We start from the raw sequence: 14,766 nt of genomic DNA on the forward strand, positions 1-14,766 counted from the left end.
AATCCCTCGCTGACGCATCGGGTTACGATGCCGACTGAATCAACATGCCGCTTGAAGTTGTCGACATCCATTGAGAACTCGCCGAGCGATTCGGTCGTTGGGCGTGAACGAATCGATCAACAAGGTTGCGATCGGCTGGCCGGCTGATATGAGCGTTCCTGATTCCGGGATGTCGGCGATTCCGGCGGGTGCTCGGTTCGGTTGGAAACGACCGTCCTGTTTGGCGTAGACGATTCGTTTGCAATGAATGGACATCGATGGAAGTTCGTTCCATTCAATGGGGTGCCCGGCGATGGCATCGCAGTGCATCCTCATGAGTGATTGGTGCTCGCCGAAGTTGCCGCCATGAATCGCGGCGCGTTCGATGACTTCGCACGATCCGCTGGGCCGGCAGTTGACCTCCAATAACCACCATCGGTTGTCACGGTCACGAATCAAATCGAGATTGAACAAACCACGCAGGTGATGCGATCGAGCGAGGCGATCGGCGACCCGTTGAATCGCTTGGTGAGGGAAACCAGGCTCGAACCAAGGTCCGATCGAGCCCGCGTACACGAACGGAAGCCGACCAATGCGTTTGCGGAACGATCGGGACAACCCCAGGATTCGAGTTTCGCAACCGTTGCTGATCGCGACGACGCCAAAACTGCGACCGCGAACGCGTTGTTGCAAATAATTTTCATGAGACTCGAACGCTTCGACCAAAGACGCATTCGCGGGGTCCCAACACTGAACTCCCAATCCGCCGGCTGAGCGATGTTTTTTGATCAACCACTGGCCGGTAAAAAGCGGCGATTGTCGGATAGAAATCTCGTCGAAAAGAGTGGGGGGGACAGAGATCGGGCCTCCCTCGCAGGCGGCGATTAAGTCCGAGATTCCGATGTCGCTTGAAATCGATGCGATTCCGCCGACAATCTTCACATCCGCCTTCATCCGCCGAGACAACTGTTCGATCGACGCCCGCAAACGTTCCGGATCGGCCGCCGTTTCGTCGGGAATCTGTTCAAAATGCTCGCAAACCGCGAGGGTATCGGTGTCGCCGAACAGGTCCATGCCGATCACGCGGTATCCGGCCCTCCGGGCGGATTGAGCGGCCCAGCGGACCGACGCCCCTACTAAAACGATCGACCGGCCTGGAATACGCGAATCCTGGGGCTGCGAATCGATCGCCTGCTTGGCGTCGTTGCTCGAGTTTGTTACCGTTTCCGCCTGCAAGACCCACCCATCACTCTTGGTGCAAACCTCGTGTGGGGCAAGGACCTCGGGTTCCCCACCGGTCGCTTTCTGTAGAACCCCTTACTCTTTCCTTGAGGCATCCTGTCATGCATTTTCACATCGGAGAAGCCCTGGTCGGCGACGGCAACGAGATTGCACACATCGATTTGATGATCGGTAGCAAGAACGGCCCCGTCGGCAACGCATTCGCCAACGCTCTGGCTAACCAAAGCGAAGGCCACACGAATCTGTTGGCCGTGCTCGAACCCAACGTTGCGGTCAAGCCATCGACCGTGATGATCACGAAAGTGACGATCAAAGGCATGAAGCAAGCCGTCCAAATGTTCGGCCCCGCTCAAGCCGCCGTCGCTCAAGCGGTCGCCGACGCGGTCAGCGAAGGCATCATTCCAAAGGATCAAGCCGAAGAACTCGTCTGCGTTTGCGGCGTGTTCATTCACCCCGCCGCCGAAGACGACGAAAAAATCTACAAGTACAACTACGAGGCGACCAAGGAGTCGCTCAGATCGGCCATGGCCGGCAAGCCTACCGTCGACGACATGCTCGCCAAGAAAGACACGGCGGCTCACCCGTTCAAGGGTTTCTAGTTGATTGAATTGCCGGGTCTTCGCCGAAGCGGCTCGACCCAGCCTACTGTTGAAACCGAAGACATCGCCTTCGACTCGCTATGAGAGCTTCGGGAAATTTTCCCGAAGCTTTTTTCTTGAACTCAACTTAACGGCCACTCGTTAACTGCCACTCGAGGACAACCTCATGTCTGCCAAGATTCTATTTCAGTTTGACGTCGACGCTCACCCGAGTTCGTTCGATGGTGTGGTGGCGATCGATGCGGGTGTCGATCACTTGTTTCAGTACGGCAACGTCGACCCGTCCAACGTCGAAGGCCTCGTTCACGGCGGGATGTTCACTCGAGGCGGCGACGACCTCAAGAACACCGCCATCTTCATTGGCGGCAACGACGTCGGCAAAGCCGAAGCGTTATTGAAGGCCGTTCAAAAAGCGTTCTTCGGTCCCGTTCGCGTCTCGGTGATGCTCGACGCATCGGGATGCAACACGACCGCCGCTGCGGCCGTCGCATCGGCATCGAAACACACTAGTCTGAGCGATTCCACCGCCGTCGTTCTGGGCGGAACCGGGCCGGTCGGTCGCCGCGTCGCCCAGATGCTCGCCCGCGAAGGCTCGCACGTGATCCTGACGAGCCGTTCACTCGAGCGAGCCGAATCGGCGTGCGATGCCATCAGGGCAAAAGTAAACGAGGCCAGACTCGAAGCCGCCGCGCCGGACGACGATGATGCCAAACTGAGCATGCTGCAGCGTGCCCAAATCATCTTCGCTTGTGGTGCCGCTGGCGTTGAGTTGATGAGTGAGGAAGAATTGAATCAACTGAGCGACCTGAAAGTCGCGATCGATCTCAACGCCGTCCCTCCGGCGGGCATCGGCGGCATCGCAGCGTTCGACAAAGCCAAGCCACTCGGCGAAGACCGCCAGACCGTCGTTTACGGGCCGATCGGCGTGGGCGGATTGAAGATGAGAACGCACAAAGCCGCCATCGCGAAACTGTTTCAATCCAATGATCAAGTCGTTGACGCCGACGAAGTCTATGAACTAACGCGGCAACTCATTTGAAAACGGCCGGTCAGTTGATGACTGACACAAAACGGTCGCGCGAGTGAAGCCGAAAACGACATCAGGCCTGAGTATGACCGGCGATGGCCGCCATGTTATTGGATTGCCCGATCGAGTCGGGCGTCAGAACGACTTTCACGCATTCGTCCTGTTTTTCTTGAAATACGCGATACATTTCGGGAGCGTCATCGAGTGACATTTGCAGCGTTTGATCGAAGGGACCAAACGCAGTCCAACGCGATCGCTGATCGTCCAGCGGCGTGACGGATTGCAAGTGCCGCATGACGTTGGGCAGGTTCGATAAGTTTCTCCACAAGTCATACAAATCGCGACGATCGCGATTGATATGAACCGTCGAGATGATCTTTCGACCGTGTCCATTAGCAACGCCTGGTTGCTTCTCGTCTTGAGCGGTATCGACGCCGAGTCGCTGGTAGACTTCGCAGTGTCCCGTGACACCTCGATAGATCAATGACGCGCCGGCGATCAGGCCGACTAAACGTAGTTTTGAATGGGGCAGCATGCCGTACACGATCAAACCACCTCCGGCCAACAGCGAACCGATCTGTTCGTTTTGCCCGACGTTGCGGCGTTCATCAGCCTGACAACACGCTGTTGAGGAAAGAGTAAGTTGGCGATTCATGAGCAAATCCTTTAAGAAAACAGGTGGAATCGATGGCAGACGGTGACCTTGAGTAAAAAGCCACCGCGTGCCCACGATTGCGGGCGATTGCAAGGCGGGGGAATTGCAAACGATGCGCCAAGGCGGGCGGCAGATGGAGAAGTACCCATTGTGCTGGTGCGAGAGAAAATTCTTTTCACTCGACGATCCGATCCGATAGACTGAAGCGACTCAGCGGAGTCTCGTCGCTCGATCCGATCGGGCAATCTCTTCTCTTTCGAATCGCGGTGCATGATGAAACGAATTTCGGCAGTCAATCGGGTTGGGGTTTGGTCGGTCGCCTTTCTCGTCGTTGCGTTCGCCCGCCCGGCATCGGCCCAGCTTCCGCCGCTATCGCAACCGGTCCCAGCCGGCGGGGCCGCGGAAAACGCGGGCGGCGCGGGCGGTGGATCGCTTGCGGACTTTGATTCGTTGATGACCTTAATTCAGCAAACGATTGAACCGGATACGTGGGAGGCCCTCGGCGGCGTCGGCACGATGGCCCCTTATCCGGCGGGCGTGTTGGTCGATGGCGAAGGACTGGTTCGGGACCGAACCGAACGGCCCGAATCGTTCGACGATCCAGCCGACACGATCGCCAGGATGCTCGCCACCGATGCCGATCGGCAACCCGACGCCAACGCGGACGACTGGCGATCACCCGCGCGGGTGCGGTGCGTTTCGCTCCGCCGAATGATGCAACGTTTGGCCGCCGTCGCGATCAGTGGTAAAGAGATTGCCGCCGACGATCCGCTACGCTTCATGGCCGGCTTGACTCGGGTCGAGGTGCTGATTGTGACACCCGATGACGTGATCTTGGCCGGACAGGTCCGTGGGTTCGACGAAGTCGGGGGATGGATTGTCGATGTCGAGACTCGATTGCCAACGATGAGTTTGGTTTCGCTCGCGGTGGGTTTGACGGCCTCCCGATCGAACACGGCGTTTGGATGCACGATCGACCCGAGCACCGAGGGCTTGCAGGCCGCGGCTGCTTTCGGGCAACGTTTGGTAACCGGCGAGATTCCGATGGTCACGGCCGCCGATCAATTAGCCAAGTCGCTCGGCCGACAAGCCATCACCGTCTTCGGAACGGCGGCGGATCACGAAGTCGCTTATGTCATGGTCGAAGCCGACCGACACATGAAACGTCTCGCACTGGGCGACGAACCCATGCCTGTCGGGGTCCGCAACTATTTGCAAACCATCGCATCGACCGGAGACGGCACGCCGCCGTCGGACCTCTTACTGCGTCTCTGGTTCACATCAAAGTCTCTTCACTTGCGACAAACCGAAGTGGAAAGCAATCAAGTCGTCCAGATCGCTGGCACGCCGATCAAACTGAGCGGCCAAAACGAACTGGCTCTACAAACTGGACAGCGCGGCAACGTCGTTGTTGATCCCGCAACGATCGCTTTCGTCGATCACTTCAACCAAAATTGGATGTCGATTCGCTCGCAGTATCCCATCTACGGTGCATTGGAATCGCTGTATGCATCGACCGCGATCGCTGAGCTCTGGAAACGCAAAGCCAACACCGGAGATCATGAAACCTTGCAACGAGCGGCGATGTATTTCGCGGCACAACAGGCCAAGAAACTCACACCTCCCCGCGAAGTCGATTCCATCGCGGTGTTTCATCGCTACAAACGAGGTCGAAAACTACATCAAGTCTTGTTGGCCAGCGGGGGCGTGAAAGTAACGCCGCAGGAACTGATACCGATGCGAAGCGACGCCTACGCGGGACTCAAGTCGGTCGCCAAACTCGCCGACCAACGGCCCGACGACCGATGGTGGTGGAACTCGGTCGCCGAATGAGAGTAGCGACCGGACGGTCTAGAATAATTCCACCTCACCCGACTCTCGTTCGAGCGTACCGTCATGACCGACGGCGGGATCGATATCGGCAAGATCCGTGTCATCGCATAGGCCGGTTTCGATCAACGACTGCAGTTTTTGAATATCATACGCCGTACGCATGAGATCTTGGCTGAGGGGATCTTGAAACTGTAGTTCGGAGAGGGCGATCTGCGAATGTGTCATCAGTTTCTCATTACTTGACGTGATTTCGTCGAGCGTTCGTGCAAGAGAATCGGATATCTCTCGGGAACGAGTTTCGACTTTGCCGACTTCATTCATCACCTGACTCGAGAACGAATCAAGTTCGTTCTTCATGTCGCTGGCGCCCTCACGGAATTGCTGCATGGCCTTGTCGACCACACACACGGATTGCTTGATGTTTTCATTGACGGTTTGGATCTCGTCGGAAAAGGTTCCCATTTGGGAACCGACAACGGACATCGCTTGTCCCTTGTCACCGAGCCTCGCAGATTCGATCTGCGCGTTGATCGCCAACACGTGGCTGTTTTTGGCAATTTTTTCGATCTTGGCGATCGATTTTTTCATTTCTTCAAAGCTTGCTAATGAATCGGCTGCCATCCGTTCGTGATGCATGCAGAACTGCTGTGTTTTCTGAACGAATAGGTCGATACTTCGTCTTTGGTTCTCGAGCAACTCAGCAATACTGTCGTCAGTATCGATACTGCAGTTGATGGACGCGCCTCCGCCGATCACTCGGCATAGCGAGCCTGTTGCGGCGACGTTGTTCTCGTTGGCGAGATCAAACAACGATGAAATATGATTGCCGACCGAAACGACGGCTTGTTCGGTCGTCTGACGTGCTTTCGTCAAACTGTTGGTGACTCGTTCACTGATCCGCTTTCCCATCACGGTTGGATCGGTCGGATCCGTTGTGGAAAACGGCCGCCTCGAATCAACGAATGCATCGATCCGATTCAGCGTTCCCGCCGAGCTGAACATGATCCGTGCCATCAACGTCAAACGACGTGGAATCGTTCCGAGAAGCCGCCAATTAGACAACTGCGTCGAAGGCGACGATTTCATGTGGGCAATGATGTTGGTGGCCATGTTCTGCTCTGAAATAGAATCGAAGAAGTAGTTCGAGATAAAAAGAATTGGACTTAGGCTGGTACGGAAACCAGTTTCTCAACCGCCGCGATCAACAATTCGGCCTTGAATGGCTTGACGATCCAGCCCTTCGCACCCGCTGCTTTTGCTTGGGCGATCATTTCCTTGGAACCTTCGGTCGTTAACATGACGATCGGCAGTCCGGCATTTTTCGGGTCACTCTTGACTTTTTGGACCATCTCGATGCCATTCATATTCGGCATGTTGACATCGCAAATCACGCAATCGATGCCGCCTTGTGCGATGCGACTGGCACCTAATTGTCCATCGCTCGCTTCGACGATTTGGAAACCAGATTGCTTCAAAGCCATTCCAACTTGTTGGCGAACAGATGCTGAATCGTCAACGATTAAAACTGTAGCAGTCATGAAAATACTCTTTAGGTGTGAGGAAAGTGAAATCTGGTTAGCAAAGCTTAGGTTACAACCGGAATTCCGTGAGACTCCAGCAACGAATTGGTTTGGGGTGTCATCTGGGAAAGCGGGAAGCAGAACCGAAATTCAGTTCCCGAGTTGGTTTCGCTTTCCACTTCGATGGTGCCGCCGAGGTTCTCGCATTCTTGTTTCAACGCGGCCATGCCGACCCCGCGACCGCTGGTTTCGGAAACTTCGTCAGCACTACTGACACCGTCTTCGAAAAGAGCGTCGATCAGTTGGGAAGACGTCTCACAGGGAATGCCGTGCTTCTGCGCGCTCGCGGCGATACGTTCCCAGTTAATTCCGCGGCCGTTGTCGGCCACCGTAACGACGTAGCGATCACCTTGAATATGAGTTTGTAATTTGAGTTCAGGTGGAAGCTCTTTTCCTGCCGCTTCTCGCTCTTGTGGCGTTTCGAGTCCATGATCCACCGCATTTCGGACGACGTGAATGAACGATGCCCAAAAGCCGCTCCATTGTTCCGGTTCGGTTCGCAAATGATTGCCTTCGATGCGAACGACCAGATCACCTTTGCCCAAACGTTCGGCCAAACGACGAGCTTGCTCGGCAATTCGGTTCAGTCTTTTCTCGGTGCCTTCTAATTGCCAACTTGCCACGTCGACCGCTAAAGCTTCGGCCGTTTGGCCATTGAGAATCTGCAGAAGGTGGCTGCGATACTGTTCATCGGTAAGACGCAGTTCACAATTGTCTTCGTTGACAAGCCGGCGTAAGTTCCCTCTCGCGGTCGCCCAACATCCCAATAGCTTTGTCCAAAGGGAACCATCGGGGATTTCATGGTATTCCTCAAGGTGGTCTTCGATTGCGTGACAAGCATCGGCGACACGCTGTAAGCCGAAGATCGACGCGTTGCCCTTGAGCGTATGGACGCGTCGTTTAAGCAGGGCCAAATCCGAACGCGGCTCAGTACGCAGAGCTTCGACGATCGCCTCGGCTTCTTGAAAGAAGTCGAGAAAACCTTCTCGGTCGGCTTGAATACCATCGATCACCGCGATCATCTCACGACTTTCGGCTTCGAGTTTCTCCCTCTCGACTTCCGCCGTGATGTCGGTCAGAACGACCGCTAGGCCAGTCACATTTCCGCCGATCTCGATCGGATTGTATTGGATCGACAGCGAACGTTCGTTCGCGTTCAAACGAGACGGCAGTTGATCAATCGTCAGTTCGATCGGCATGAAGCCGTCGAACACTTCGCTGAGTCCCATGTCCATCCATTCGGCAGTTTTCAAGTCGTGTCGGCTGATCACATCGAAGATCATCGAACCCGGCTCGATCGCACCAAGCAGATGGTCAACCGCTGCGGAGCGCTCTTCACTGATCCGGCCGCTCGAATCGAGCGTGAAGAATCCCTGTTTGACCGAGTCAAGAATCAAACGCATGTCGCGGTTGCGAGTTTCCACTTCGGCAGTCCGCTGGGCGACCTTCTTTTCCAAGCCGATGACGTTATCGAAAAAACTGCGGGCGATGAAGCACGCGGCGACCGATTCTAGAACCACGAATGCGGCATGAACCCCGACGACCCAAATAGGAGCGTCATAATTAAAAACGCTCGCCGGCAATGCCAGCCATAGCAGCGTGTGGTGCGCCGCAGCAGTGACGGCCGCTGCAACGACTACCATCGGGTTAGCGAACACCGCCAGCAGCGCGATCAACACGAAAAAGTAAAAGTGCATCTCGATCTGGACGGGCCCCTGGCCGAAGTGCACCAACAGGCCACCCATGAACATGGCCGCGACTCCCATGATCGACGAGATCGAACGCTTGTTCTTCCAGGTGCTGATCGCCACCAAAGGCCCGGCCAGCACGGCCGAAGTGAGTACCAACGCGGTCCAAACACCGGTGTCGTTGAAGTAGGCGATGAGCGTGAAAATCGGCAGGTGGAGAGCAAAGAACCCCATTGCAATCCGGTTCATTCTCGCCAAATATTGGTCTTCGAATTCGGTCACTTCGTTGGGAAGCAACAGATAGCTTTTGAGTGCGTTAAGCATAGGTTTTGGCCTTAGAATTCCTTTAAATTCAACGGGTCAACAATGGCGCGCAAGCTCTTCGAAACGGCGCATCCGTAGAGCGGTAGGCCCTCGACGTCTTGATCGGCAATTGTTTTTTGAATGATGGTTTGATCTTGGATATCAAGTCCCTGCTTGCGAGACGTGTATCCTCCGGAGTAGCGGATGGTTCCTGATCCGTCACTGACGACTAACAACGGTGCCGATTCGACACCATATAACTCTTTAAGTTGCGCTGGGGTAACGACATCGACTTCAAAACCGAGTCCGATGGCGTCCGCTTGCCCTTGTTGGTCTTGGCCGATCAAGACGATCCGTTCGATAGCTCCGGGGATTGGTTGGCGGCTCAGGACATGCTTTAGGACGCGACGGGAGCAAGGACAATCGCCATAAAGAAAATGAAACGCGAACACTTGTTTTTCGCTGTCCGACGGCGTTGCCCAACCGACCGTGCGGGGCACAATCTCGCCCGCTCGAGGATGCGGCAGCGTCACCCAGTGCCCCACCATCAAACTGGCGCAAACCAACAATAAGCCGGCGACCCAGGTCGAGAAGAACACTCGTTGAAAGATGGACGTGACAGCGAACCTGTCCATTTGCCATTGCCCCGTGAAAGAAATCGATTGCCCGAGAGTCCAAGCGGCATCGCGTGCCCCCCGAGCTCTAAAAGAAAATGGCTGACAAACAGCAACCCCTAAACATTTGCCAATCAAAATTGTCAGGAAAAACGATGCGATCGGGGCAAAACAAGACGACTGAACCGATCGATCCGCTTTCTCCGGTGGCGCAGGGGCGTAATCTGAACAAAACACAGGCATCGGGCATGCTTTTTGGCAACGGCACGCTAAATGCATATCGGTGCTGGCCGCATGGAAGCGGTTCGAGTTGCCTAAAGATTGGGCACTGTTGCCTCGCAACAAACGACTGAACGACTCAATTCCAAGATCGTTGGCGGCGATTTTGGAGTCACGTTTCCAGGCACCCATTGCTGAATGTCTATCGCTCCGCCATCTGCTCATCCAACGGCTTCAGCTTCGGTTGCATCGTTGCCACCCATTGCCGCTACCCGGCGCAGCCGCTTGATAATTGTCGGTGGTGGGATGGCGGCCTTCGGTCTTTGTGACCGCCTGAGCCGTCGTGGATCGATCGTGGATTTTGACGTCACCATCTTTGGCGAAGAGCCTCAATTGGCCTACGATCGGGTCAATCTTTCGAAGTTCTTCTCAGGTCGATCCGCCGAGGAACTCTCGTTGGCGACTTCGGATTGGTACACACAACATCGGATCGATTTTCGCACGGGCTGCCGAATCGAGAGGATCAATCCGACGCAACAATTGATCTTTGATGAGCACGAGCATGCTCACGCTTATGATCAACTCGTCTTGGCGACCGGTTCACACGCATTCGTCCCCCCGATCGCGGGTTCGCGATCACCGGGTGTTTTCGTTTACCGCACGCTCAGTGACTTGACGTCGATCGCTGCATACTGCGAACGCGTCGGGGCGAAGGCGGGCACCGTGATGGGTGGCGGTTTGCTGGGGTTGGAAGCGGCGAAGGTATTGGTGGACCTTGGACTCAAGGTCAGCGTGATCGAGATGGCCCCCGGTTTGATGCCACGGCAGCTCGATTCGGAGGCGGCCAAGCGTTTGAAGTCTCACGTCGAATCTCTCGGCGTGGCGGTGCATTTGGTTCGGCGAACCGAAAGCATTGAGCCGATCGAAGATGGCCGACTCAGCATTCAGTTCGCTAACGCGGACCCCCTCGAAGTCGATGTGATGATCATCGCCGCCGGGGTTCGGCCGAACGATTCGATCGCCCGTTCGGCAGGATTGGCAGTCGGCCCACGTGGCGGAATCGTGGTTGACGAAACACTAAGAACGAGCGATCCCAAAATCTATGCGATCGGAGAATGCACGTCTTATCGAGATCACGTTTACGGTTTGGTGGCTCCCTGTTATCGCATGGCCGATGTTCTCGCAGCCCGCCTGAGCGGAGAGGAACTCCGATTCCAGGGTGCCGACGAGTCCGCTGAGTTGAAGCTGATGGGCGTCGACGTTGCCACATTGGGGCGAACGATCGGCGAGTCTACCGACGGCATCGTGTTGAAATACGAAGACGAATCAGGTTATCGGAAACTGTTGATCGAGCGTGGACGAATCGTCGGTGCTTCGTGCATCGGCCCTTGGGAAGACCTGCCCATGATCCGGCACGCGATCCACGAGCGATCTCGTCTTTGGCCTTGGCAACGAAAACGTTTCTTGCAAACCGGTTCACCTTGGACATCCGAGGGAGCCTTGCCGGTCGCGCAATGGCCCGCCGACTCCGTGATTTGTTCATGCTTATCGGTCAACAAATCGACGATCGTCTCGCTGATCGACCAAGGCATCTGCGATATCCCCACGATCTCCCAACGTTGCGGTGCGGCGTCCGCTTGCGGTAGTTGTCGCCCGTTGGTGAGTGAGTTGGCCGGTGCCCCATCGAGTGACACCCGGGTCCCCGGTGCGACCACGATGTTGGTTGCTTCGTTGATCGCCGTCGCGATGGGTTGGGTTTGGATGCTCATGCCGTCGTTGGAACTGGCGTCGAGTGTGCAGTCTTCGTGGCGGTCGGTAGACGTCCTGTGGCGTGACGATCTAGCACGCCAGATTACCGGATTCAGTCTGCTGGGTCTGACGTTGGTCGGGCTGATATTCTCGCTTCGGAAACGAATGGCATGGTTTCAATGGGGAAGTTATGGGACATGGCGCGCCATTCATGGGATCTTGGGTACCGCCGTCCTGATCGGATTGGCGGTCCACACCGGGCTGAAGCTGGGATCGAATTTGAACTTCGTCCTGGGCGTTTGTTTCATCGCCGCCGGGGTACTTGGCGGCGTCGCGGGAATCGCCAGTAGCTGCGAAAGTCGCACCACCGGACAAGCGGCGATGTGGTTGCGCAAGTGGCGGCCCCGCTTGACTCAAATTCACCTTTGGGTGACTTGGCCGCTACCCGCGCTGGTCGTATTGCACGTAATCAGTTTCTATTGGTTTGGAGACTGAGCGTATGCGAACGAAATGGATCGCATGGGCGGTCGTCAACGTAGCGGTCTTGGCCACGTTCACGATCGGATTGATCGCACCGGCGTCAAACCTTCCGTCGGAAAGTCTCAAGCGTGCATGGCTGCCCGGCGAGACCACCCATGGGCACTATCAAATCGAACTCGATTGCGATGCCTGTCACGATCCCAGTGGAAACTCAAGTGAGCCCTCGGCGTCGGACGTGATGCAGGACGCATGCATTTCCTGCCATGGTGAGCAACTCGAACTCGCCAACGACACCCACCCCTCCAAAAAATTTCGAGATCCGGTTCATGCCGACTTGTTGAACATTATCAATGCCCAAGATTGCTTGACGTGCCATCGCGAACACGTCCCCGATCAAACCTTGAATATGGGACTGACATTGCCCTCGGATTATTGCTGGCATTGCCATCAAGACATCGGCGAGAGCAGGCCGAGTCATGTCGGGATGACTCACGACACGTGTGCGACGGCAGGCTGCCACAACTATCACGACAACCGCGCGTTATACGAAAAGTTTCTTGCCGACCATCACGGAGCCTCCGATCACATCGAGGGTGGGCGAGTACCGCATCGGCAAACACGAGAGACCCTCTCGCGGAGTGATTGGGAGATGGTTGCCTTGTCGCTGGAACAATCCGATGCACCAGAACCGGTCGAGACGACTCCCGAACTGCTGCAAGACTGGCAAGAAACCGCGCACGCCGCTGCGGGCGTGAACTGTTCGATGTGCCACGGCGGATCGGAATCAAAAACACCAACGGCAACACCATGGAACGATCACGTCGCCATGGAAACGTGCCAGGAATGCCATGCCAAACAAGTCGACACGTTTGTCACCGGCAAGCACGGGATGCGATTGGGAGCGGGTATGTCACCGATGAACACGGCGATGGCTCGTTTGCCGATGCATACCAGTTCCGGCGGCCAAGACGCCGTTCACGGTGGTGCCGCGCACGCGGAGTTGACTTGCAATGCGTGTCATGCCGGACATCGGTTTGATACGAAATACGCCGCCGCAGAAGCATGCTTGAACTGCCACGCCGATGACCATTCGCTCGCGTATGCCGATACCGCCCATGCTGCACTCTGGGCTGCCGAGCTCGACGGGTCTGGTGAAGTCAATTCGGGCGTATCGTGTGCGACCTGCCACCTGCCACGCCTGGAAAGTGGTGAGGGTGTTTTTGTGAACCACGACCAAAACGCGAGCCTGCGACCCAACGAAACGATGGCTCGTGAAGTTTGTTTGAACTGCCACAGCCTGGAGTACTCGCTCAGTGCTTTAGCCGATCCGCAGGGCAAAACGCAGTGCTACGGCAACCCACCCACGCAGCGAACCAAGTCGGTCGAGATGGCCCACGAGTGGTTCGAGCAACAAGAGGCCAAGCGGCGAGCCCGCCAAAAGCGTTCACCCTGATGTTTGAGTTTCTAACCCTTTGAAAGTGATCCGAGATGAAAATGAATTTCACACGTACCGTTCTCGCGGAGATCCTTATCGGAATCGTTTGCGTTCCCACGATCGGTTCGATGACCGGTTGCAACCAATCCGAAGCAAGTTCGACGCCGATCGGTGGGATCACGCCTCAACAGTTCGCCGATGGCGTGCATGCGGTGATGATGGCCGACCGTACCGTTTACGCGACGCACGTAGTCACGAACCTCAAGAAACAAGACGCGCCGGTTACCGCTGATGAATATTGGCAGGATACCGAACACACGATTCCACTGCCCGCACAAATGTTCCGCATGGGTGCTGAACTGGTCGACGAGAATCCACAAGCCGGATTCACCTACTCTCTACGTAGCGAATGGCCGCTCAACGAACAACATACCGCCAAGAGTGAGTTCGAGGAAAAGGCACTGAAATACATCGCGGCGAATCCGGGCGAGAACTTCTACGGCGAGGAAGCTTTGGGCGGAAAGAACTACTTCGTCGCCGTCTATCCCGATCGCGCCGTCGCCGAGGCGTGCTGGACGTGCCACAACGACCATCCCAATCGTGGCGAAAGTTATCCGGAGTTTGGCAAAGACGACGTCATGGGCGGCGTGTTGGTGCGGATCCCGATGCCGTAGTCCTTCCGTCGCAGCTTCGCTCTTGGATCGATCGTAGAGGATCTTGTTAAAGATCCTGTATCTTATGGATCTTTAACAAGATCCACTACCCAAAATCGAGCTGCGATAATTGAGGAATGCTTTATCAAGATCCAATCTTTGGGTAGCGAAACTCGCCAAGAGCTTCGGCCTAAACTTAAAGTCGAATTTGAAACGATTCCAACTCTTATACGAAAGCAGAATGTCATGACTCCGGAACAAGTTACGCTCGTCCAATCTTCATGGGAACAAGTCAAACCCATCTCTGAACAAGCCGCCGAGCTGTTTTATGGTCGTCTGTTCGAACTGGATCCTTCGCTCAAGCCGCTCTTCAAAGGAGACATGAAGGAACAAGGAAAGAAATTAATGGCGATGCTGAATCTAGCGGTCACTTCGTTGACCAAGCTCGACGCCATCGTTCCTGCCGTTCAAGATCTAGGCCGGCGGCATGTGCAGTACGGCGTTCCCGACGAAAGTTACCAAACGGTCGGGGAAGCCTTGCTGTGGACGCTCGATAAAGGGCTCGGTGAAGCATTCACCGAGGATGTCAAAGAGGCATGGACCCAAACTTACGTGACCTTGAGCACGGTCATGCTCGACGCAGCCCACGAAAGTGAGCCGGCGGTATCTTAGCATTTCGGCTTGAAGGCTCGGGCGTAGCGAAAGTCGCC

13 protein-coding genes are annotated in these 14,766 nt (G+C 55.8%); 7 read left to right on the forward strand and 6 right to left on the reverse strand.

What is annotated here, in order from left to right:
* Window positions 1–39: 39 nt before the first annotated feature.
* The gene (locus Pla100_RS04895; protein ID WP_146576455.1) at window positions 40–1,215 is read right to left on the reverse strand and encodes an ATP-grasp domain-containing protein; all 1,176 of its coding nucleotides are present in this window, start codon (window positions 1,213–1,215) and stop codon (window positions 40–42) included.
* 107 nt (window positions 1,216–1,322) lie between these two features.
* On the opposite strand from Pla100_RS04895, the gene fae reads away from it, so the two are divergent.
* Window positions 1,323–1,820, forward strand: a complete 498-nt coding sequence (gene fae / locus Pla100_RS04900; protein WP_146576456.1) for a formaldehyde-activating enzyme — start codon at window positions 1,323–1,325, stop codon at window positions 1,818–1,820.
* A 166-nt stretch (window positions 1,821–1,986) separates the two neighbouring features.
* Window positions 1,987–2,859, forward strand: a complete 873-nt coding sequence (locus Pla100_RS04905; RefSeq protein WP_146576457.1) for an NADP-dependent methylenetetrahydromethanopterin/methylenetetrahydrofolate dehydrogenase — start codon at window positions 1,987–1,989, stop codon at window positions 2,857–2,859.
* Window positions 2,860–2,920: 61 nt separating this feature from the next.
* Here Pla100_RS04905 and Pla100_RS04910 read toward each other — a convergent pair whose 3' ends face one another.
* Complete coding sequence (locus Pla100_RS04910; protein ID WP_146576458.1) at window positions 2,921–3,502, reverse strand: YgaP-like transmembrane domain; 582 nt, start codon at window positions 3,500–3,502, stop codon at window positions 2,921–2,923.
* A gap of 270 nt (window positions 3,503–3,772) precedes the next feature.
* Between Pla100_RS04910 and Pla100_RS04915 the strand changes: the two genes are divergently transcribed.
* Window positions 3,773–5,335 (forward strand): DUF1598 domain-containing protein, encoded by a 1,563-nt coding sequence (locus tag Pla100_RS04915; RefSeq protein ID WP_146576459.1) that lies wholly within the window; start codon window positions 3,773–3,775, stop codon window positions 5,333–5,335.
* Between the two features lie 18 nt (window positions 5,336–5,353).
* On the opposite strand, the gene Pla100_RS04920 is transcribed toward Pla100_RS04915, so the two are convergent.
* The 4 genes from Pla100_RS04920 to Pla100_RS04935 are packed head-to-tail and all read right to left on the reverse strand — an operon-like array spanning window position 5,354 to window position 9,541.
* A complete protein-coding gene (locus Pla100_RS04920) occupies window positions 5,354–6,445 on the reverse strand; it encodes a methyl-accepting chemotaxis protein (RefSeq protein WP_146576460.1) in 1,092 nt (363 codons plus the stop codon).
* A gap of 53 nt (window positions 6,446–6,498) precedes the next feature.
* Window positions 6,499–6,873 carry a response regulator gene (locus Pla100_RS04925; protein ID WP_146576461.1) on the reverse strand — a complete coding sequence of 125 codons (375 nt, stop codon included), beginning with the start codon at window positions 6,871–6,873 and terminating at the stop codon, window positions 6,499–6,501.
* Between the two features lie 47 nt (window positions 6,874–6,920).
* Window positions 6,921–8,927, reverse strand: coding sequence for an ATP-binding protein (locus Pla100_RS04930; RefSeq protein ID WP_146576462.1), 2,007 nt, complete (start codon window positions 8,925–8,927; stop codon window positions 6,921–6,923).
* An 11-nt stretch (window positions 8,928–8,938) separates the two neighbouring features.
* A complete protein-coding gene (locus Pla100_RS04935; protein ID WP_146576463.1) occupies window positions 8,939–9,541 on the reverse strand; it encodes a hypothetical protein in 603 nt (200 codons plus the stop codon).
* Window positions 9,542–9,937: 396 nt separating this feature from the next.
* Between Pla100_RS04935 and Pla100_RS04940 the strand changes: the two genes are divergently transcribed.
* From Pla100_RS04940 to Pla100_RS04955, 4 genes are all read left to right on the forward strand, one after another.
* Window positions 9,938–11,983 carry an FAD-dependent oxidoreductase gene (locus Pla100_RS04940; protein ID WP_146576464.1) on the forward strand — a complete coding sequence of 682 codons (2,046 nt, stop codon included), beginning with the start codon at window positions 9,938–9,940 and terminating at the stop codon, window positions 11,981–11,983.
* A 4-nt stretch (window positions 11,984–11,987) separates the two neighbouring features.
* Window positions 11,988–13,421 (forward strand): cytochrome c3 family protein, encoded by a 1,434-nt coding sequence (locus Pla100_RS04945; protein WP_146576465.1) that lies wholly within the window; start codon window positions 11,988–11,990, stop codon window positions 13,419–13,421.
* Window positions 13,422–13,462: 41 nt separating this feature from the next.
* A complete protein-coding gene (locus Pla100_RS04950) occupies window positions 13,463–14,077 on the forward strand; it encodes a Tll0287-like domain-containing protein (protein WP_146576466.1) in 615 nt (204 codons plus the stop codon).
* A gap of 225 nt (window positions 14,078–14,302) precedes the next feature.
* Entirely contained in the window at window positions 14,303–14,728 is a 426-nt protein-coding gene (locus Pla100_RS04955) for a globin family protein (protein ID WP_146576467.1), read from the forward strand.
* Window positions 14,729–14,766: the final 38 nt, after the last annotated feature.

The sequence above is a fragment of the Neorhodopirellula pilleata genome (genome assembly GCF_007859915.1).
Lineage (GTDB): Bacteria > Planctomycetota > Planctomycetia > Pirellulales > Pirellulaceae > Rhodopirellula > Rhodopirellula pilleata.